The sequence below is a fragment of the Nonomuraea sp. NPDC052265 genome, assembly GCF_044547985.1.
GTDB lineage: Bacteria > Actinomycetota > Actinomycetes > Streptosporangiales > Streptosporangiaceae > Nonomuraea.
Genome location: NZ_JBIUBJ010000020.1, coordinates 121,667 through 141,698, shown reverse-complemented (window position 1 = coordinate 141,698; position 20,032 = coordinate 121,667). Strand labels below are relative to the sequence as shown.

At 73.6% G+C, this 20,032-nt stretch carries 20 protein-coding genes; 11 read left to right on the top strand and 9 right to left on the bottom strand.

Annotation, left to right across the window (positions count from 1 at the left end; genetic code table 11):
- Window positions 1-533, top strand: a 533-nt coding sequence (locus ACIHAD_RS39345) for a proprotein convertase P-domain-containing protein (protein ID WP_397359860.1), incomplete at its 5' end; no start/stop codon positions are given.
- A gap of 98 nt (window positions 534-631) precedes the next feature.
- On the opposite strand, the gene ACIHAD_RS39340 is transcribed toward ACIHAD_RS39345, so the two are convergent.
- Window positions 632-1,054: a hypothetical protein gene (locus ACIHAD_RS39340; protein ID WP_397359859.1), complete on the bottom strand. Its 423-nt coding sequence runs from the start codon at window positions 1,052-1,054 to the stop codon at window positions 632-634.
- Window positions 1,055-1,369: 315 nt separating this feature from the next.
- On the opposite strand from ACIHAD_RS39340, the gene ACIHAD_RS39335 reads away from it, so the two are divergent.
- Entirely contained in the window at window positions 1,370-1,930 is a 561-nt protein-coding gene (locus ACIHAD_RS39335; RefSeq protein ID WP_397359858.1) for a GNAT family N-acetyltransferase, read from the top strand.
- Between the two features lie 522 nt (window positions 1,931-2,452).
- Here ACIHAD_RS39335 and ACIHAD_RS39330 read toward each other — a convergent pair.
- Window positions 2,453-3,079: a phosphatase PAP2 family protein gene (locus tag ACIHAD_RS39330; protein WP_397359857.1), complete on the bottom strand. Its 627-nt coding sequence runs from the start codon at window positions 3,077-3,079 to the stop codon at window positions 2,453-2,455.
- A 201-nt stretch (window positions 3,080-3,280) separates the two neighbouring features.
- The gene (locus tag ACIHAD_RS39325; RefSeq protein ID WP_397359856.1) at window positions 3,281-3,604 is read right to left on the bottom strand and encodes a hypothetical protein; all 324 of its coding nucleotides are present in this window, start codon (window positions 3,602-3,604) and stop codon (window positions 3,281-3,283) included.
- A gap of 90 nt (window positions 3,605-3,694) precedes the next feature.
- Here ACIHAD_RS39325 and ACIHAD_RS39320 point away from each other — a divergent pair, with 90 nt between their 5' ends.
- Both ACIHAD_RS39320 and ACIHAD_RS39315 read left to right on the top strand, forming a co-directional pair.
- Window positions 3,695-4,504: an alpha/beta fold hydrolase gene (locus ACIHAD_RS39320; protein WP_397359855.1), complete on the top strand. Its 810-nt coding sequence runs from the start codon at window positions 3,695-3,697 to the stop codon at window positions 4,502-4,504.
- A gap of 22 nt (window positions 4,505-4,526) precedes the next feature.
- A complete protein-coding gene (locus ACIHAD_RS39315; RefSeq protein WP_397359854.1) occupies window positions 4,527-5,309 on the top strand; it encodes a MerR family transcriptional regulator in 783 nt (260 codons plus the stop codon).
- A 15-nt stretch (window positions 5,310-5,324) separates the two neighbouring features.
- Here ACIHAD_RS39315 and ACIHAD_RS39310 read toward each other — a convergent pair whose 3' ends face one another.
- From ACIHAD_RS39310 to ACIHAD_RS39300, 3 genes are read right to left on the bottom strand one after another with little or no spacing between them, the layout of a single operon-like run.
- Entirely contained in the window at window positions 5,325-6,353 is a 1,029-nt protein-coding gene (locus ACIHAD_RS39310; RefSeq protein ID WP_397359853.1) for an alpha/beta fold hydrolase, read from the bottom strand.
- Window positions 6,354-6,382: 29 nt separating this feature from the next.
- Window positions 6,383-6,862, bottom strand: a complete 480-nt coding sequence (locus tag ACIHAD_RS39305) for a DinB family protein (protein WP_397359852.1) — start codon at window positions 6,860-6,862, stop codon at window positions 6,383-6,385.
- A gap of 31 nt (window positions 6,863-6,893) precedes the next feature.
- On the bottom strand, window positions 6,894-7,505 hold the full coding sequence (locus ACIHAD_RS39300; protein WP_397359851.1) for a class I SAM-dependent methyltransferase: 612 nt from the start codon (window positions 7,503-7,505) through the stop codon (window positions 6,894-6,896).
- Window positions 7,506-7,605: 100 nt separating this feature from the next.
- Between ACIHAD_RS39300 and ACIHAD_RS39295 the strand changes: the two genes are divergently transcribed.
- The 5 genes from ACIHAD_RS39295 (at window position 7,606) to ACIHAD_RS39275 (ending at window position 14,406) form a co-directional block, all read left to right on the top strand.
- Entirely contained in the window at window positions 7,606-8,184 is a 579-nt protein-coding gene (locus tag ACIHAD_RS39295) for a helix-turn-helix domain-containing protein (protein ID WP_397359864.1), read from the top strand.
- Between the two features lie 101 nt (window positions 8,185-8,285).
- The gene (locus ACIHAD_RS39290; RefSeq protein WP_397359850.1) at window positions 8,286-9,443 is read left to right on the top strand and encodes a glutamate--cysteine ligase; all 1,158 of its coding nucleotides are present in this window, start codon (window positions 8,286-8,288) and stop codon (window positions 9,441-9,443) included.
- Window positions 9,444-9,475: 32 nt separating this feature from the next.
- Window positions 9,476-11,263 carry an N-acetylglutaminylglutamine amidotransferase gene (locus ACIHAD_RS39285; RefSeq protein ID WP_397359849.1) on the top strand — a complete coding sequence of 596 codons (1,788 nt, stop codon included), beginning with the start codon at window positions 9,476-9,478 and terminating at the stop codon, window positions 11,261-11,263.
- Window positions 11,263-13,074 (top strand): S9 family peptidase, encoded by a 1,812-nt coding sequence (locus ACIHAD_RS39280; RefSeq protein WP_397359848.1) that lies wholly within the window; start codon window positions 11,263-11,265, stop codon window positions 13,072-13,074. Before ACIHAD_RS39285 ends, ACIHAD_RS39280 begins: the two co-directional genes overlap by 1 nt.
- Before the next feature lie 147 nt (window positions 13,075-13,221).
- A complete protein-coding gene (locus ACIHAD_RS39275) occupies window positions 13,222-14,406 on the top strand; it encodes an amidohydrolase (protein ID WP_397359847.1) in 1,185 nt (394 codons plus the stop codon).
- Between the two features lie 150 nt (window positions 14,407-14,556).
- Here the strand turns inward: ACIHAD_RS39275 and ACIHAD_RS39270 are convergent, their stop codons facing one another.
- Both ACIHAD_RS39270 and ACIHAD_RS39265 read right to left on the bottom strand, forming a co-directional pair.
- A complete protein-coding gene (locus tag ACIHAD_RS39270; RefSeq protein WP_397359846.1) occupies window positions 14,557-15,435 on the bottom strand; it encodes an alpha/beta fold hydrolase in 879 nt (292 codons plus the stop codon).
- Between the two features lie 3 nt (window positions 15,436-15,438).
- Window positions 15,439-18,192, bottom strand: coding sequence for an AAA family ATPase (locus tag ACIHAD_RS39265; RefSeq protein WP_397359845.1), 2,754 nt, complete (start codon window positions 18,190-18,192; stop codon window positions 15,439-15,441).
- 84 nt (window positions 18,193-18,276) lie between these two features.
- On the opposite strand from ACIHAD_RS39265, the gene ACIHAD_RS39260 reads away from it, so the two are divergent.
- A complete protein-coding gene (locus ACIHAD_RS39260; protein WP_397359844.1) occupies window positions 18,277-19,119 on the top strand; it encodes a DUF6597 domain-containing transcriptional factor in 843 nt (280 codons plus the stop codon).
- A 74-nt stretch (window positions 19,120-19,193) separates the two neighbouring features.
- Window positions 19,194-19,805, top strand: coding sequence for a dihydrofolate reductase family protein (locus tag ACIHAD_RS39255; protein WP_397359843.1), 612 nt, complete (start codon window positions 19,194-19,196; stop codon window positions 19,803-19,805).
- Here ACIHAD_RS39255 and ACIHAD_RS39250 read toward each other — a convergent pair.
- Complete coding sequence (locus ACIHAD_RS39250) at window positions 19,802-19,987, bottom strand: hypothetical protein (protein WP_397359841.1); 186 nt, start codon at window positions 19,985-19,987, stop codon at window positions 19,802-19,804. The two genes, ACIHAD_RS39255 and ACIHAD_RS39250, sit on opposite strands and share 4 nt — an antisense overlap.
- Window positions 19,988-20,032 lie beyond the last annotated feature (45 nt).

The following is a 20,032-nucleotide window of genomic DNA, read 5'->3' as shown; positions in this document are numbered from 1 at the left end:
CCGCCACCGGGCTGCCCAGCGGCACCACCGCCAGCTTCAACCCCTCCTCGGTCACCTCCGGCAACTCCTCGACGCTGACGCTGTCGGTCGGCGCCTCCACCGCGCAGGGCACGTACCCGATCACGGTCACGGGCACCGGCACGACCACGCACAACGCGACGTTCACCCTGACGGTCGGAACCGGCGGCCCCGGCGGCCGGACGTTCACCAACGACACGGACTACCAGATCAGGGACTACTCCACCACCCGGAGTGCGATCACGTCCAACGCGACGGGCACCGCGACCTCCCCGGTCAGCGTGTCCATCACGATCAGCCACACCTGCGCCGAGGACCTCAACATCCGGCTCCGCGGCCCGAGCGGCACCTACTACATGGTCGACCCCTACGGCGGCACCTCCTGCACGCAGTACGGCACCAGGACCTTCTCGGTCCCGGTCAGCCAGCAGGCCGCCGGCACCTGGACCCTCGACATCAGGGACGTCTACGCCGGTGACACCGGTTTCCTGGACTCCTGGAGCATCACGCTCTGACCGTCGGACTCAGGGGTAGCGGGCCCCGGCCGGTCATCCGGCCGGGGCTCCTTCACGTCCGGATGATCAGGCGGCCTTGCCGCGGGCGATGTAGAGGTTCATGTCGGTGAAGTCGAGGGTGACACCCCCACCACCCGTGGGCCGGAGCCGGTGACGCTGCCCAGGCTGTGGACGTTGTGGTCACGGGCCAGCCACATCGGCAGGGGCCCCGCCCCCGCCCGGGCGGCGGCGGCGCGTGCCTTCCTGGCCGTCTCGGGGGTGCGGCGGCGCAGGATCAGCCGCCGTCCCGCGTAGTCGAACGTGGTCAGCGGGTGGTGGAAGACCCGCGTGCCGATCATGCCGTCGCCGTCGGTGCCGACGTCTTCCCCCGACTCCGTCGACGACCAGCTCACGGGGACGTTGCGCAGTTCGATGCCGCCCAGCTTGAAGGAGTCCGGCACCCCGTAGTACACCCATATGGGGGTGCCCTCGAAATCGGTCTTCTGGCTGACGACGGCGCTCAGCCCGGCCTCCTTGGCCACCGACGCGGTCAGGCTCAGATTCGGCGCGCCGCAGCTCGCTCCCTTTTCATCCCGCCCTGGTTGAGCGCGCGCGAGGGCGACGCCAGGCCCTCCCTCAGGGCGTGTCATCCCCGCGGCCATGCCTCCAGTGAAGTCGGAAGCCTGTTTCCGGGGTGTATGAGCTTTTCGATGGTCGCCGGGATGTGGCCGGAGTCCTCCGGCCGGTGCAGGGCCGGATCGACCGTGCCGCGGGCGAGTGTCGTCCGGCAGCCGATCGGCTCGTCCCCGTGAGAAGATCTCCGCACAAACGGGTGGAAGATGGGCGGAAAGGTAGCGATGTTCGCGATTTCCCTGGGTGATGACGGCGCCGAGCTGCGTCCGCTGGAGCCCTGGCGGGCCGAGGAGTTCCTGAGCCACATGGACCGGGGACGCGAGTTCATCGGACGGTTCATCACCCTGCCCGACCTCGTCACCGACCTGGAGTCGGCCAGGTCGGTGCTGCAGCGGTACGCGGACAAGACAGCGGCCGACATCGGGCGCATCTACGGCATCTGGGTCGACGGCCAACTGGTCGGCGGCGTCCTGTTCCGGACGATGGACGTCGGGCAGGGCACCGCCGAGGCCGGCTGCTGGCTGGAGCCGTCGGCGGCGGGCAAGGGGCTGGTGACCAGGGCCATCCGGGTGATCATCGACTGGGCCGTCGAGGAGCGCGGCATCCACCGCGTGGAGTGGCAGGCTGCGGCGGGGAACACGGCCAGCATCGCCGTGGCCCGGCGGCTCGGCATGACCCGGGACGGCGTACTGCGCGAAAGCTACCCCCACCGGGGCGAACGGCACGACGTGGAGGTCTGGTCGCTGCTCGCCCCGGAGTGGCGAGCCAACCGCCGGCAGGGCTAGCTGGGCCGCGTTGCCCGCCGAACCGTACTTGTCGAAGAACGGCGCCGGGTCGAGGCGGGAGACCGTGTCGCGGACGCTGGCCCGCAGGTCGGCAAGGTACTGCTGCTGCAGGTGTCCGTCGGCGCGGGTGCCGAGGCGGCCGAGGTGGCCGCCGACGAGGGTGCGCCACGGATATCGCATGGCGATGTCGTGGGCCCGCAGCCAGCCGGGGACGTCCTGGGAGACGGCGAGGTTCTTGAACGGCACCCAGCCGGGATAGAGCACGTCGACCACCATCAAGGTCTCCCGCTCGGGCCCCGCGAGCGGCCAGGGGCGACCGGTCGGGCGCGGATGTGCTCGGCGCCGGAAGGTTCAGCCGCAGCGCACGTTGTCGAGCTTGACGCTCGTCCAGGACGGCGAGACCCCTTCGACGTCGTCGCTGTGTATCACCGGCGACGGCCGCCACCCGCGAGTCATGTCCGATGTGACAGTTGCAGCATTTAGCCCCTGCTGCCCGTTTCGTGCGTGCCGAGGTCGGAATGATCACGTTCTGGATCGCCCGCCACCGCGCGAGGTGGTCCACGCGCCCCGGGACGGCCCGAAGCGCTGGACGAGGTGACGGCCCAGCCGGCCCAGCAAGATCCCCAGCGCCCACCCGGCGACCGCGTCGGAGGGCCAGTGATAGCCCAAGGTCACCACGGCGATCGCGACCAGTACCGCCCAGGCGTGCGCGGCCGTCCTCAGCCAAGGCGGTGCCGACGACACGCCCGCGACGAACGTCAGACACGCTGCGGCGTTGGCCGCGTGCCCGGAGGGGAACGACGCCGCCTCGGCGAACAACAGGTCCACCCCGCGCAGCGGCGCCGTGCGACCGAAACACAGTTGCAGGGCGCGGATCACCAGCTCGCCGCCCGCCAGCCACAGCCCTCCGGCCAGCAGCAGGGGCAGGCTTCGCGCCCGCCACGCGAGCCAGGCCGTGGCCAGCGCCGCCACCGAGCCGACCAGCCAGTACTGGCCGCCCATCACCAGCACCCGCCAGAAGGCGTGCCAGGCGCCCGAGCGAGGGGGGAGTCCGTCACGGAAGACCGCCTGGTCACCGGTGTGCGCTCCACCGAAGACGAGCACATCGCCGACGGTCAGCACCAAGAGCACGCCTGCCAGTCCCACCACCAGCCGGCGCCCACCCCCGTCGACACGCGGCTCCGCTCTCTGTCCGACGGTCAAGGGCTCGTGCGGACGCGGCCCGGGCCCCTCGCTCCGGACCCGTCAACGATGTGCTCCATGCCGCCCAAGCTACCGCGCCCGGCCCGGTTCACGACGGCTCTGGCCCGCCTGGCGACGAGGCCGCCGAGGTCGTGACCGGGCACCTGTTCAGCCGAGGAACGCCGCCCGGTTCTCCTCGGCCCAGGAGGCGAACGTCCGTCCGGGCCGCCCGGTCAGTTCCCCGACGACCGAGGTGAGCTCGGCCGGACGGCCGTCGCAGCTCTGCCAGTAGTCCGACAGGGCGTCGGCGAGGGGCCCGTCCATGTGCTGCGCCACTTCGGCCTTCCACTCCTGCCTGGTGACGGGCTTGATCGCGATGTCCCGCCCGGTGACGCGGGAGAGGGTCTCGATCTGGTCGGTGAACGTGAGCGACTGCGGCCCGGTCAGCGTGTACGCCCTGCCGCCGAGGGCGTCGCGATCCGCACGACGCAACCTGGTGAACGGCTGGAGGCGCAGCGTCCGGTCCCGGATCAGACGTGCCGGCTTGACCCTGACGCAGGGTCAAGGTCCCAGCATGGCGGCATGACCACGACAACCCGTACGAACCCCACGCCGTCCGATGGCCTGACGGTCCACCACGACGGCGTCACGATCCCCCTGTCCCGCGGCGGACGGGGACGCCCGCTGGTGCTGTGCCCCGGCCTGAACTCCACCCAGGACGGCCTGGCCGAGCTGATCGAGCTGCTGCGGCGCGACCACGAGGTGGTGACCTTCGACCTGCGGGGCCACGGCCTCACCTCGGCCGCCGGGCGGTACTCGTTCGAGGCGTTCCTCGGCGACCTGGACGCCGTGATGGCGCAGGTGGGACGGCTCGGCTTCGACACGGCTCCCGTGCTGGTGGGGTACTCGCTGGGGGCTGATCTGGCCGTGCACCACGCCGCCGGGCACCCCGGGAGCGTCGCCGGGCTCGTCCTGATCGACGGGGCGAACCCGGTGCCCGAGCCGTTCCTCACCGAGGACGCCCTGCCGGAGTTCCGCGCGATGTGGGCGGAACTGGCCGCCCGGCAGCAGGCCGAGCGAGGCACCCCGCGCCAGGTGCTGCTCACCGCCGAGCACCTGCTGGACCTGAACGTCGAGATCGACGCGGTCCGGTCCGAGATCCTGTCCCGGTACGAGAGGATCGACGGGCCGATCAGCATGATCATGTCAACGTCGATGGCGGGCGAGGGCGGCGGGCGCGCGGCGCGGTTCAACCGGAACTGGCGGGCCGGGATCGAGCGGCTGGTCCTGCGGCGGCCGCACATCGCCACGACCTGGCTCGACGCCGGGCACGGGCTGGTCTTCACGCACGCCCCGCAGGTCGCCCGGATCATCCGCCGGGCGGCCTCCTGACGACACCTGGGAGGCTGGTCCGATGCTGACCATAGGCGAGCTGGCGTCGTACGCGGGAGTGACCGTGCGGGCGGTGCGGCACTACCACGCCAAGGGGCTGCTGCCCGAGCCCGAGCGGGACCGCTCCGGCTACCGCAGGTACGACGCCGCCGCCGTGGTCGAGCTGATCAGGATCCGCACCCTGGCCGAGGCCGGGGTGCCGCTCGCGCGGGTGCGGGAGCTGCTGCGGGCCGGCGAGGAGGAGTTCGCCGCCGCGCTCGCCGACATCGACCGGCGGCTGCTCGCCGAGATCCGGCAACGGCGGCGGCACCGGGAGAGCATCGCCCGGCTGGCCGCCGGGGACGGCCTGGCGCTGCCGCCGGAGGTGGTCGACTACCTCGACCGGCTGCGGGCGCTCGGCGTGGACGAACGCATCGTCCAGGCCGAACGCGACGGCTGGATCCTGCTGGCCGCGCACTCGCCCGGGCGCGTACCGGACTGGATGGCCCGCAAACGGGAGCAGATCGCCGACCCCGCCTTCATCGGCTTCTTCCGCACCCTGGGCCAGGCCCTCACGCGCTCGGCCGACGACCCGCGGCTGGCCGGGCTGGCCGACGAGCTGGCCGCCCACCTGACCCGGCTGGCCGAGGAGAGGGGCGCGGGCTACATGGACGACCTCGACGTCGAGCCGTCGTTCGCCCAGCTGATGGACGGCCTGGCGTTCGACGCCGTCCCGCCCGCCCGCCGGCTGATCGAACTGCTGCGTCGGCGCGGCTGGACCGGCTGGACCAAGCTCGAACGCGTGGACCCGCCGCCCGGGTCATGACGCCCGGCGGCCGGCTCAGCCGTCGAGGAAACGTTCCAGCTCCGCGACGACGAAGCGGGGGTTCTCCTCGACGAGCCAGTGCCCCGCGCGCGGGACGTCCACCGCGCGGACGATCTTCGTCAGGCGCGCGGACACCGTGCCCCGGATCGCGTCGAGCTGCCCTTGGGCGGTCATGAGCAGGGCCGGGACGCCTACCGGCGCCGCCGCCGTCGTGTCGCGGACGTCCTTGTCCAGGGCGCGGTAGAGCTCGAATCCGCCCGAAAGGACCGCCGGCCGGCTGTAGGTCCTGGCGTACTCGGTGATCTCGGCGTCGGTGAACGGGGACCGGTCGGAGGTGCCGCCGAACGCCGTCCCGCCGTAGGAGACCTGGGGGTAGAACAGCGCCAGGTACTCGCGGACGTCGTCGCCCACCACCGCCTCGGGCACCCGCCGCTGGGAGTGGAAGGCGATGTGCCAGCTCAGCGACCGGTACGTGGCGGCGTCGACGGCCGGGCCGGGGAGCGGCAGGTCGAGGTAGCCGAGGCGGGAGGTGTCGCCGGGGAACCGGGCGGCGTACTGGAAGGCCACCGCGGCGCCGAAGTCGTGGCCGACGACGGCGGCGTCCCGGATCCCGAGCCGGTCGGCGATCAGCTTGTGCACGTACCCGGCCAGGGTGGCCTTGTCGTAGCCGGTCGGCGAGCCGTCGCTGTCGCCCAGCCCCGGCAGGTCCACGGCGTAGACGGTGTGGTGCCTGGCGAGTTCCGGCATGATCGGCCACCAGCCGTACCAGGTCTGGGGCCAGCCGTGGATCAGCACGACCGGCGAGCCGCCGCCGCCCGTCACGTAGTGCATCCGGACGCCGTCGACGTCGGCGAACTCGTGCCGGAACGTCTTGCCGAACCGCGGATCGTCCCGGGTGGCGGCGGCGTACGAAGGGGGGCCGGCGGCGGTCGGCGTCGAACAGGCGGCGGCGCCGAGCGAGAGCAGGAGGGTGAGCGCGACGGTCGCCACCGTGCGCGCGGACCGGGCGAGGCGGCCCGGCACCGGCCGTGGTGCGGTGATCATGTGGTCCTGTCCTGAGGAGAGTCGTGGGGTCAACGGCCGGTCGTGCCGTCGATCAGTTCGCGCAGGATGTCGGCGTGCCCCGCGTGGCGGCCGGTCTCCTCGATCATGTGGGTGAGCGCCCATCGCACGCTGGGCGCGGGACGGCCCGGCCGCGGGCGGGGCACGGGCGCGCCGGGATCGGCGCACGTGTCGAGCACGGCGTTCGCCCGCTCGACCGCCTCCCGGTAGCGGGCGACGACGTCGGCCGCGCTGTCCGCCGGCGCGGCCGTGAAGGTCGCGGGCCAGGAGGCGACCTCCTCGCCGAGGAAGATCGCGCGTTCGACGTGGGTCAGGTGGTTGAGCAGGCCGAGCAGGTTCGTGCCCGAGGGCACGGCGGCGGTCCTCGCCTGCGGTTCGGGGGCGCCCTCGACCTTCGCGGCGATCGAGGAGCGCAGGTAGTCGAGGAAGCCGCGCAGGGTCTCGGTCTCGCTGCTTCCGGTGCGGGGCGGCGGGGTGTCGCGGCGGCGCACGGGCATCTCCTTTCCTGGTTCTGTGCGGGTCTCAGCCGGTCCGGCGGACGAGCAGGACGTGGTCGGTGACCTCGGCGGTGCGCCCGTCCGGTCCGGTGGCCAGGCGGCGGGGCGCGTCGGCCCGCTCGGTCCTCCACGTCGCCGCGTCCAGGGCGAGGTCCGCGGCGACCTCCTGCGGGCTCGGGTGGCGTACGCCGGGGTCCTGGTCCCACGACCAGGGCGCGGTCGAGCCGTGGTCGACGACCAGCAGCCGTCCGCCGGGGCGCAGGGCGTGCGCGGCCCTGCGCAGGACGGCCGCCCGGTCCAGACCGGCCGGGGTGTGCAGGTAATGGGCGCAGATCAGGTCGAACGCGCCGGGCGGGAAGGACGTCCCCAGGTCGTGACGTACCGGGGTGAGCCGGTCGTCCAGGCCGTGCCCGCGGGCCAGGGCGGCCAGCCGCTCGACCGCCACGGCCGAGATGTCGGCGGCGGTGACCCGCCACCCCCGGCCGGCCAGCCACAGGGCGTCGCCGCCCGCTCCGCATCCCAGGTCCAGCGCGTCGCCGGGCGGCAGGCCCGTGATCAGTTCAGTGAGGCGGGCGTTCGGCCGCGGATCGGTGGCGGGGGGACGCGCCGCATACACGCCGTCCCAGAACTCGCTCATCGGGAACTCCTTCTGTCGGTGTGTGCTCCATCCGACCAGCGGCCTCCCGATCTGGCACGAAAACTTGCGGTTATGGCAAGATGCCCTCGTGCGCGACGACATGGACGAGGTGCTGGGCGCGGTGGGGCCGCGCCTTCGCGCGCTGCGTCGTCATCGCGGCATCACCCTCGCCGACCTGGCGACGACGACCGGGGTCTCGGAGAGCACGCTGTCCCGGCTGGAGAGCGGGCAGCGCCGGGCGACCCTGGAACTGCTGCTCCCGCTGGCCCGCGTCTACGACGTCCCGCTGGACGACCTGGTCGGCGCCCCGCGCACCGGCGACCCCCGCATCCACCTCAAGCCGATCACCCGGTTCGGCATGACGTTCGTGCCCCTGTCCCGGCGGCCGGGCGGGATCCACGCGTTCAAAATGATCATCCCCGCGCGGCCCGAGCCGCTCGAACCGACCCCGCAGACCCACGACGGCTTCGAGTGGCTCTACGTCCTCACCGGACGCCTGCGGCTCGTCCTCGGCGACCGCGACCTGACGCTGCCGGTCGGCGAGGCGGCCGAGTTCGACACGTCCATGCCCCACTGGCTGGGCAGCGCCGACGGCGGCACGGTCGAACTGCTCATCCTGTTCGACCCGCAGGGGATGCGCACGCACATCCACGCCGACCCGCACCGGCCCTCCCACTGACGCGTCCGGCGGCCTGACCTTCACTTTGTGACGGTCAACAGGTGCTGAAGCCCGTTTTCGGGGGAGAAGAGAGTGGCTTCAAGTGCCTAATGATGGGAGTGGTGACCGTGGAGGGGTCCGGGGGAGCGATTCGGGTCGGTGTGGAGGAGGAGTTCCACATCGTCGACGCGACCACACGCCGGGTGACCGCGCGGGCGGGGGTGCTGCTGAGCGCGCTGCCCGAGGAGAGCTTCACGCACGAGCTGCAGCGGTCGATGGTGGAGGCCAACAGCGCGCCGTTCCTGGATCTGGACGACCTGGCCCGCGACCTGTGCCGCCTGCGGCGCAAGCTGATCGGCACCGCCGACGAGCTGGGGCTCGGCATCGCGGCGGTCGGCACGCCGCAGCTCGCCGACCTGGACGAGGTGAAGGTCTCCCCTGACCAGCGTTACGAGAAGATGCTCAGCGACTTCCAGGTGCTGACCCGTGAGCAGCTCATCTGCGGCACGCACGTGCACGCGGAGGTGCCCGACCCCGATCTGGCGGTCGCGGTGGCCCACCGGCTGACGCCCTGGCTGGCGCCGTTGCTCGCGCTCAGCGCCAGCTCGCCGTTCTGGGACGGGGCCGACACCGGCTATGCCAGCTACCGCACGCTGGTGTGGCAGCGGTGGCCGACGGCGGGCCCCATGGGCAGGTTCGACTCGGCGGCCGACTACCAGGAGATGGTGCAGGGGCTGATCCGGTCCGGCGTGATCGACGACTCGGGGATGATCTATTTCGACGTCCGGCCCTCGCAGCACGTCCCGACCGTGGAGCTGCGGATCTGCGACGCGTGCCCCCGCGTCGAGGACGTCGTGCTGATCGCCGGGCTGTTCCGGGCGCTGGTGGCCAGGGAACTGGCGGCGGCGCGCCGCGGTCCCGGGCCGGAGGTGCAGCTTGAGGCGGCGCGCGCGGCGACCTGGCAGGCCGCCCGGTGGGGGCTGGAGGGTGAGCTGGTCGATCCGGTCGAGGGGGTGCCGCGTCCGGCCAGGGAGGTGGTCGAGGGCCTGGTGGCGGGCCTGCGTCCGCAACTGGAGGCGGCCGGGGACTGGGAACTGGTGACGGGGCTGACCCGGCAGATCCTGGAGACCGGCACGTCCGCGGCCCGGCAGCGGTCGGCGTTCGCGAAGCGGGGCAGCCTGGCGGACGTGGTCGACCTGGTGCTCAGCGAGACCCGCACGTGCGAGTGGCACCGGCCGACGGGGGACCGCGACCTCCCCTCGTACTGGCCGGCGGCTTGATGGCGGACGTTCGCGAGGCGGGGGCTTGAGGCATGTGCGGACTGAGTGGCGAGTTCAGGTTCGACGGCGAGGAAGCCGACATCGGCGCGGTGGGACGGATGACCGACGCGATGCACGATCGCGGGCCGGACGGCTCCGGCCTGTGGGCGCAGGGGGCCGTCGCGTTGGGCCACCGGCGGCTCAAGATCATCGACCTGTCGGAGAAGGCGGCCCAGCCGATGGTGGACGCCGGGCTCGGCCTGGCGGTGGTGTTCAACGGCTGCCTGTACAACTACCGTGAGCTGCGCGAGGAGCTGCGCGGCGCGGGTTACCGGTTCTACTCCACCTCCGACACCGAGGTGCTGCTGAAGGCGTACCACCGGTGGGGGATGGCGTGCGTCGACCGGTTCAAGGGCATGTTCGCCTTCGCGATCCACGAGCGGGACAGCGGCCGGCTGGTCCTCGGCCGCGACCGGCTGGGGATCAAACCCCTGTACCTGACCCACGACGCCCGCCGCCTGCGCTTCGCCTCGACCCTGCCCGCCCTGGTCGCCGCGGGCGGCGCGGACACCGGGATCGACAAGGTGGCGCTGCACCACTACATGACCTTCCACTCGCTCGTGCCCGGCGAGCGCACGATCCTCGCGGGAGTGCGCAGGCTGCCGGCGGCCACCGTCCGGGTCGTCGAGGCGGACGGCACGAGCACCGACCACCGCTACTGGGACCCGTCCTACACCCGCTCGGCCCTGCCCGAGCAGGCCGGGCTGAGCGACGAGGAGTGGCGGCGGGCCACCCTGGACGCCCTGCGCACGGCGGTACGCCGGCGGATGGTCGCCGACGTGCCGGTGGGCGTGCTGCTCTCCGGCGGCCTGGACTCCAGCCTCATCGTGGCGCTGCTGGCCGAGGAGGGGCAGAGCGGCCTGACCACCTTCAGCATCGGCTTCGAGCCGGCCGGCGGCGAGCAGGGGGACGAGTTCGCCTATTCCGACCTGGTGGCCGGCCGGTTCGGCACCGACCACCACCGCATCCGGATCCCCGACGGCCGCCTGCTGGAGGGGCTGGAACGGGCGGTGGGCGCCATGAGCGAGCCGATGGCCAGCCACGACTGCGTCGCCTTCTACCTGCTGTCGGAGGAGGTCGCCCGGCACGTGAAGGTCGTGCAGTCGGGCCAGGGCGCCGACGAGGTGTTCGCCGGCTACAGCTGGTTCCCGCCGCTGGCCGACGTAGCGCGCGAGCAGGCCGCCGACGTCTACCGCAGGGAGTTCGCCGACCGCCCGCACCACGAGCTGGCCGGCGTCCTGACGCCCGGCTACCTGCTGGAGCGGGACGTCAGCGGCGACTTCATCAGGGACCACGTGGCCCGGCCGGGCGCCGACACCGCGCTCGACGCCGTGCTCCGCCTGGAGACCACGGCCATGCTCATCGACGATCCGGTCAAACGGGTCGACAACATGACCATGGCCCACGGACTGGAGGCCCGCACGCCGTTCCTCGACCACGAGCTGGTCGAACTGGCCGCCGCCTGCCCCGACAGACTCAAACTGGCCCACGGCGGCAAGGGCGTGCTCAAGGACGCCGCCCGCCGGCTGCTGCCCGCGCAGATCATCGACCGGCCCAAGGGCTACTTCCCGGTGCCCGCCGTCCGGCACGTCGAAGGGGCCCTGCTCGACCTCGTCCGGGACGCCCTCACCAGCCGGGCCGCCCGCTCGCGCGGCCTGTTCCGGCCGGAGTTCGTCCGGCGGCTGCTGGCCGACCCCGAGTCCGACAGGGCGACGACCGGCGTCAGCACGCTCTGGCAACTCGGCCTGCTCGAACTGTGGCTCCAGGCCCACCAGGTGTGATGCCGGACATCCTCGGCGGCCTGTCGCACCTGCCGTCACCCGCCGCACTGGAGGCCTGGAGCTGCCGCCGGCCCGCCCTGGCGCCGGACAACAGCGCCGTGGCCTTCGTCAGCGACCAGGACGGCTCCCCCCGGGTGTGGGTCCAGCCGCTCGGCGCGGGCCTGGACGCCTGGCCGATCGACACCGGCCCCCAGCCGGTCGTGGACGTGAGCTGGGGACCCACGGGGGAGCGGCTGGCCGTCCTGCTGGCTCCCGGCGGCGGCGAGCACACGCAGGTGTGGACCGTGCGCCCGCACGGCGGCGAGCTGCGGCCGCTCGCCCTCCCGAACGGGTCCGCCGCGCTCGTACGCTGGACCGGCCGGGGCGAGTCGGTCCTGCTGGCCGAGACCTCCGCCGCCGGCCTGACCCGGGCCGAGCTGGCCGACGCCCTCACCGGCGTGCGCCAGGTCATCGCCGTGGGCGAGCTGCTGTGGCCGGCCGCCGTCAGCCGCGACCACGCGCGCATGCTGCTCCGGCGCGGGCCACGCGGCCTGCGCCGGATGTACGCCGCCGACGCCCTGCCCGGCCATCCACCGGGCGGCGAGCGCGACCTGCTGCCCGGCCTGCACGGCTCGACCGACCAGGGGGCCCTGTCGCCCGACGGCGAGATCGCCTACCTGGTGTCGGACGCGGGCCGCGACCGGGCCGCGCTGCTGGCGGTGCGGCGCAACGCTTATCCCGTCGTCCTGGCCGAGCGGCCGGACGCCGAGCTGGACCGGCTCGCGCTCAGCGCCGACGGCCGCCGCGCCGTCCTGGTGTGGAACGAGCACGGCCGCTTGGCGCTGGACGTCGTGGAGCTCCCCGCCGCGCACGTCCGGACGCTTCCGCCGCCGCCCGCCGACGTGGTCACCTCCGTCCGCGTCGCGTGGGACGGCGGCACGGCGGTGCTCGCCGCCGAGAGCCCCGAGGAGTCCTCCCACGTGCTGCTGTGCGACCTGTTCGCCGGGACGTACCGGTACGCCGCCGGGGCCGGGCGGCTCCCGGACGCGACCGGCGCCGAACTGCTGCGCTTCCCGGCCCGCGACGGGCTGGAACTGGCCGCCTGGCTCTACCGTCCCCCGCACGCGCAGGGGCCCGCGCCGTTCGTCGTGTCGCTGCACGGAGGGCCGGAGGATCAGGAACGTCCCACCTTCAACCCGCTCTACCAGAACCTCCTGGCCGCCGGGATCGGGGTGCTGGCGCCCAACGTGCGCGGTTCGGGCGGGTACGGGCGGGCCTTCCGCGAGGCCGACGACCTGGCGCTGCGCTTCCGCGCCGTCGAGGACGTCGCCGACTGCGCCGCGGCGCTGGTCCGGACGGGCGCGGCGGACCCGTCCAGGCTCGCCTGCATGGGCTGGTCGTACGGCGGCTACCTGACCCTGGCCGCCCTGGTCACCCATCCCCGCCTCTTCCGCGCGGGCGTGGACATGAGCGGCATCGCCGACTTCGAGACGTTCTACGCCCGTACGGAACCGTGGATCGCCGCCGCCGCGGTGTCGGAGTACGGTCACCCGGAGACGGACCGTGACCTGCTGCGCGCCCTGTCCCCGCTGCGCGCCTTCGACCGGCTGGCCGCCCCGCTCCTGATCGTGCACGGGACGCAGGACACCAACGTGCCGGTCCACGAGGCCAGGCAGGCGTTCGAGGCGGCCCGCGCCCGCGGCGTGCCCTGCGACCTGCTGCTCTTCGAGGACGAGGGCCACGACATCCGGAACCGGTCCAACCGGATCAGTCTCGTCTCCAAGGTCCTGGACTGGCTCGGCCACCACCTGTGGGCCTCCCCGGCCGCGTGACACCGTCCCGATGGCGCGGCCCTCGGGGGGCCTCGACCTTGATCGGGCGTCCGGAGGCGTCCATCATGGTGGCGGTCCTGTCGTCGTGGAGGCACGGCACGACTCCGCGGCCCCGTCCTCCTCCCACCGGCCCGGAAGGACCCGCTCGTGATCGACCTCGACTCCCGCCTGCGCGCCTGGCGGCACGACCTGCACCGACGCCCCGAGCCGGCCTTCGCGGAGCACGCGACGAGCGCCTACGTCGCCGAGACGCTGGAGGCGGCCGGTCTCGAAGTCGTCAGAGGCGTCGGCGGCACCGGCGTCGTGGCCTCCCTGACCAGGGGCGACGGCGACCGCGCCGTCGGGCTGCGGGCCGACATGGACTGCCTGCCGCTCGACGAGCCGGGCACCCGCGCCCACGCCTCCCGCAACCCCGGCCTCATGCACGCCTGCGGCCACGACGGGCACATGGCGATGCTGCTCGGCGCCGCCGCCGTCCTCGCCGCCGAGGGCGGCTTCGACGGAACCGTACGGTTCGTCTTCCAGCCCGCGGAGGAGCCAGGCCGCGGCGCGCGGGCCATGCTCGACGACGACCTGCTCGCCCGCTTCCCCGTCCAGGCCATGTACGGCCTGCACAACCTGCCCGGCGTCCCCGCGGGCCGCTTCCTGACCCGCGCCGGGAGCATCATGGCCGGCGAGGACAACTTCGAGATCCGCATCCGGGGACGCGGCGGCCACGCCGCCCGCCCGCACATGGTCGTCGACCCCATCGTGGTGGGCGCCGAGATCGTCCTGGCCCTGCAGACCGTCGTCGCCCGCAACGTCGACCCCGCGCTGCCCGCCGTCGTGTCCTGCACCGACTTCAGCACCGACGGCGTGCGCAACGCCATCCCCGGCGAGGTCGTCATCAAGGGCGACACGCGCAGCTTCCACCCCGGCGTCACCGCGCTCCTGGAAGACCGGATCCGCCGGCTCTGCGCGGGCATCGGCGCGGCCCACGGCGCGACGTGCGCCGTCACCTACACCCACGAGTTCGCCCCCACCGTCAACGACCCCGCCTGCGTCGCCGCGGCGGTCGAGGCCGCCGTCGCGGTCGCCGGCGAGGAACGCGTCGACCCCGACTGCTCGCCCGTCATGCCGAGCGAGGACTTCGGCGTCTTCGCCGAGGCCGTGCCGGCCTGCTTCGCCTTCCTCGGCAACGGCACCGAACCCGGCCGGGGCGGCGACCCGCTGCACAGCAGGCAGTACGACTTCAACGACGCCGTCCTGCGGACGGGCACGGACTACTACGTGACGCTGGCCCGCCGCGTCCTGGCGGGCGGCGCCTCCCCGGGCCCGGCGACGCCCGGCTGACCGCCCGAGGGCCCGGCGGTCGTCATCCGGCGTCCTGGCGCGGGCCGGTCCGTTCCTCCGTGACCGGGCCGTCCGGCAGCGCGATGTCCAGCCGGCGGCACCACGCAAACCGATATTCCGCAGGGCACGCGCACAGGGCCCCGGGCCAGGTCACCCGGTCGTGTGGGCGAGGATGGCGGCGGCCAGTTCCTCGTGCGCCTCCGGCGGCAGCGTGTGCCCCAGGCCCGCCACGATCATCAACCGCGCCCCCGGCACCCGCTCGGCGATCAGCGCCCCGTGACCCGGCTTGGCCGGCTCGTGGCTGCCCTCGATCACCAGCGTCGGCGCCTTCACCCGGCCCAGCACCCCCACCGGCTCGAAATCCGGCCTGGCCATCGCCGCCAGCCGATGGTTGACCGTCGCCGACAGATCCCGGGCCCGGTCATAGATCCGCTCCTGCAACCGCCGCGCCGCGTCCTCGTCGAACGGCAACCCGGTCCCGTGCAGCAACCGCTGCTCGGCGATCATGCCCTCGATCGCCGCCCGCCGATCCTGGGCCGGCGGGGCGGCCATCAACGCCCGGTAGAAGGCCACGAACTCCGGCGACGGCTCCGGCAGACTCCCCTCCGGCTGCGGCTGCCCCAGCAACGCCCGCATGATCACCTGCCCCTCGCCACCACCCAGCGGCGAGGAACCGATCACCGTCAGCGAACGCACCCGCTCCGGCCGCTCCACCGCCACGAACTGCCCCAGCAACCCACCCGCCGAATGACCGACCACATGCGCGCTGTCCAGACCGTGCGCGTCCATCACCCGGTAGACGTCGTCCTTGATGTCGTCCCACGTGTAAGGGTGGGCCTCGAAGTCCACGGTGTCCGACATGCCGGTGTCACGGTGGTCGTACCGGATGACCCGGCGGCCACCGGCGGTCAGGCGGCCGACGAACTCGTCCGGCCACAACACACCCTGCGACATCGAACCCATGATCAGCAGGACCGGCGCGTCGTTCTCGGCGCCGAACTCTTCGCTCCAGATGTTCACGTTTTGCATGCCTCAGATCCTGCCGCCACCGGCTACGGGCGCCTTCTGTAGAACTACCAGTCGCGCCAGATCAGTACGTGAGCCGATGCCCAGCTTCGGATAGATCTTGTAGAGGTGGTACTCGACCGTACGCGGGCTCAGGAAGAGCTGGGCGGCGATCTGCTTGCTCGACAACCCGTCGGCGACCAGGCCCGCGATGCGCAGCTCCTGCGGGGTCAGCGCGTCGAGCACGGCCGCCGGCGGCGCCTGCCCGCTCTCGCCGGCCGCCCGCAGCTCCTCCTGCGCGCGCCGCGCCCACGGCCGCGCGCCCGCCCGTTCGAACGTCTCCCACGCCATCCGCAGATGCGCCCGCGCCTCGCCCGGACGCTGCCCGCGGCGCAGCCGCTCGCCCAGCAGCAGGGCCGTCCTGGCCGCCTCGAAGGGGTTGGTGTGCAGCCGTAGCGCCTCCTCGAAGGCGTCCTCGCGGGCGTCGGCCAGACCCCGGCAGCGCGCCAGCAAGGCACGCGACTCCGGCGTCGCCGCGTGCCGCGACCACCGTTCGTACGCCTCCAGCGCCGCCCGCGCACCCGCCTCGTCACCCGCCCCGACGGCGGCCTCGACCCGGTCGGGGGTCGTCCGCCAGACCACGGTCGGATGCCCGGCGCCCGGTCCCGCCGCGGCGATGGCCGCGAACCGGTCGCGCGCCGCCGCGTGCCGGCCCAGGCACAGGTCGAGCAGCGCCAGCGCGTACGCCGCCACCCCCGCCCGCAGCCCCACCCGATGGGGGACGGCGATGGCCAGCGCCTCGCGGGCCTGCCGCTCGCAGGCGTCCTGCTCGCCGCGCAGCGCCGCCACGACCGCCAGGTTGGCCAGGTGAGCGGCCACCGTGTTGTCGTAGCCGGCCTCGCGGGCCAGCTCCAGGCCCTCCTCCGAGAGGGCCTGGCTCCGCGCCAGCCGCCCGGCCAGGCGTTCGGCGGTCGCCACGAACTCCAGCACCACCGGCAACTGCCCCGCCATGCCCGACACCCTGGCCACCCGCCCGGCCCGGTCGGTCATCTCGGCGGCCAGGTCGGTCTCGCCGAGCTGGCTGGCCGAGGCCGCCGCCCACAGGTAGCCAGCCGCGTCCTCCAGCTCGCCGGCCCGCGCCAGCGCGCGCCGCAGCAGGCCGGGCCCGGTGGCGTCGCCGTCCAGGGTCAGGCCGATCCCGGTCACCGCGTCCCGCAGGAAACCCTCGGGGTGCGCCGCCGCCCGCCGGCCGAGCTCGACGATCATGGAGGTGTCGCCGACGTACGCGGCCGCCTCGGAGGCGTCGGCCAGCATGTCCAGGCTCTCGCCCGCCGCCAGGATCCGCACGGCCTCGGCCGCATTGCCCGAGTTCAGCTCGAACCGGCCCCGGAGCTGGGCGATCTCCATGGTGACGGCGGCGTCCCCGCCGGCCCGTTCGCGCGCCTCGGCCAGCAGCGACTCCGCCTGGCCCGGACGTCCGCCGAGCCAGGCCGCGACGGCGGCGTCCTTCAGCCGGACGGCACGGGCGCCCGGCTCGGGGGTGAGCTCGGCGGCTCCGGCCAGGGCGGTGGCGGCGGCGCCGTACCCGCCGCGGTCGCGCGCCCGCTCCGCGGCGGCCACCAGCGCGGCGGCGACCTCCTCGTCCTGGCCCAGGGCGGCTCCGGCCAGGTGCCAGGCACGGCGGTCGTCCGCGGTCAGCTCCGCCAGGACGGCGTGCACCCGGCGCACCTCGGCCGGGGCCGCCGCCTCGTGCACCGCCGACCGGATCAGCGGATGGCGGAAGCGCACGCTCGTGCCCGACACCTCCGCCAGCTCCGCCCCCTCCAGCTCGGCCAGCGCCACCCGCCCAGCCCCGGCATCCCCGGAGGCCGACGCTGCCCGCTCGATCCCGGCCTCCCCGGACGCCGGCGCGGGGTGGCCGGCTCGCGGGGCCGCGCGTTCGGCGAGCAGCCGGTCGGTGGCGCGCAGGACCACGTCGAGGTCGCCCTCGACCGCGGCCACCAGGGCGGCCAGCCGGGCGGAGGCCGACAACGCGGCCACCCGGTCGCCGAACAGCCGGGCGCCGCCGGGCAGCGGGTCGGGCAGCGGTTCGCGTCCGGCGAGCTGCGCGGGCGTCAGGCGGGCGGCGATCTCGCCCAGGGCCAGCGGGTTCGCGCCGGTCAGCGTGACGAGCTCCCGCCTCACCTGGACGGGCAGCACGCCGTGGCGGGACTCCAGCAGCTCGTCCGCGGCGGCCTCGGCCAGCCCGCGCACCTCCACCGTCAGCGGCACGCCCTTGACCGGCGCGTCCCCGCGTACGGCGAGCAACATCGCGATCCGTTCCGTCGTCAGCCGCCTGGCGGCGAACAGCAGCGCGTCGGCCGAGGCCCGGTCGACCCACTGGAAGTCGTCCACCACGCAGACCAGCCCGTCCGGCGCGGCGGCCTCGACCAGCAGCGAGAGCACGCCGGCCGCCAGCAGGAACCGATCACCCGCGCCCCCGGCGGCCAGCCCCAAGGCCGCACGCACGGCGACCCGCTGCGGCTCGGGCAGCGCGTCGAGCGAGCCGGTCACCGGCCACAGAAGCTGGTGCAGCGCCGCGAACGCCAGGTCGGACTCGGACTCCACGCCGGTGATCCGCAACACCCGCATCGCGCCGCCGCGCGCGGCCGCCGCGTCGAGCAGGGCCGTCTTGCCCGCCCCCGCCTCGCCCCGCAACACCACCGCGCCGCCGGCGCCCTCGCCGGCCCGCGTGATCACCTCGTCAAGGGCGCTGATTTCCGCAGATCTGCCGTAAAGCACAACGCCCTACTGTAAACGCGCCGCTCAGACCGCCGGGACATGGCCGGGCGCGCACGCCGGAACCTCGTCGGCCACACTGGACCCATGGAGTACGTCGGACGGGTGCCCGCGCCGCCGCTCGACCGGTTCGTCGACGACATCTACTGCCTGACCGGGACGCCGCGGCACCGTCGGATGAGCGTCCCGCCGATGCCGTCGGGACACCTGTTCATCAACCTGGGCGGCCCCACCCGCCTGTGGGACTCCGACCCTTCCGTGCCTGCGGCGGTGCTCGCCGACGGATGGTTCATGGGCATGTGGACCAGGCGATTCCTCTACGAGTACCCCGAGCGGGTGCGGCTCGTCGGGGTGCACTTCAAGCCGTGGGGGTTGTCGCCGTTCGTCGGCGTGCCGGCGAGCGAGCTGCGCGACCGGTGGGTGCCGGTGGACGCCGTCTGGCAGCGGTTCGTGGACCGGATCCGCGACCGGGCGGGCGACCTCGTCCCGGCCGCCGAGATCCTGCGGGTCGTGGAGGAGGAGCTGCGGGCGCGCCTGGCCGGGGCGGAGTCGCGCAACCTCGGCCTGGTCCAGCACGCGGGCGGGCGGCTGGAGAGCTCGTACGGCGCGGTCCCGGTCGGGACGCTGGCCGACGCCGCCGGGGTGAGCGGCAACCACCTGGCCGCGCAGTTCAAGTCCCATGTCGGGGTCACCCCGAAGCGGGTGGCGCGGATCTACCGTTTCGCCCGGCTGATCCTGTCCGTGGACGCGCCGCGTCCGGTGGACTGGCCGGGGCTCGCCCACGCTGCGGGCTACTTCGACCAGGCCCACTTCGGCAGGGAGTTCAAGGACTTCACCGGCCACACCCCGACGGAGTACCTGGCGCTGCGGCGCCGGTTCCCCTCAGAGCGGGGGTTCCCGCCGGACAACGGCCCGATGCCCGCCGATTGATTTTCTACAAGCCCGGCCGCCCCCAGGGGCGGAAGGATCGGAGGCGAACGCGCGACGAGTACCGAGGAGACCCCGTGGGCACAGTGATCATGCACAACGTGATGTCGGTGGACGGCTTCATCGCCGACGACAAGGACGCCGTCGGGCCCCTCCACGACTGGTACTGGAACGGCGACACCCCGATCACCCCGGGCGACGACCAGGACCACGACCGTTCCGGCGCCGGCAGCCGCTTCAGGCTCTCCAAGGCGTCGGCGGAGTACGTCGGTCCCGTCTGGGCCTCGATCGGCGTGATCATCATGGGCCGTACCCTGTTCGACCTGGTGAACGGCTGGGAAGGGCGGCCGCCCGCGGGTGACCACGTGGTCGTGGTGTCCCACCGGCCCAAGCCCGAGGGCTGGCACCCCGAGGCGTCGTACCACTTCGTCGGCGACGTGACGGCCGCGGTCGCCAAGGCCCAGGAGCTCGCCGGTGAGCGGGTCGTCGCCGTGAACGCCGGTGACGTCGGCGGCCAGATCCTCGCGGCCGGTCTGGTGGACGAGGTGGCGATGGACGTGGTGCCGGTGGTGTTCGGGTCGGGCAAGCGCTACTTCGGCCGCATCGACGGGCAGCACCTGCTGACGGGCCCCCACGTCGTCGTCCAGGGCGACGGCGTGCTGCACCTGCGGTACAAGGTAGGCCGCTAGCCCTGGTCGGTGATCCGCGCGAGGTCCCTGCGGAACGCCGAGCCGTCCAGCGAGGGGTGGCTCGTCCTCCTGTCGGCCAGGATCTGCTCGATGTGGTCGAAGCAGAGGGCGTAGCCACGCATGATCGTGTACGCCTCGGTGGAACGCTTCTGCTGCAGACAGACCAGGCAGTAGAGGGTCATATCCCGACGGTAGCCAACAAATGCTGCCATGGGGTGCTGTCGATC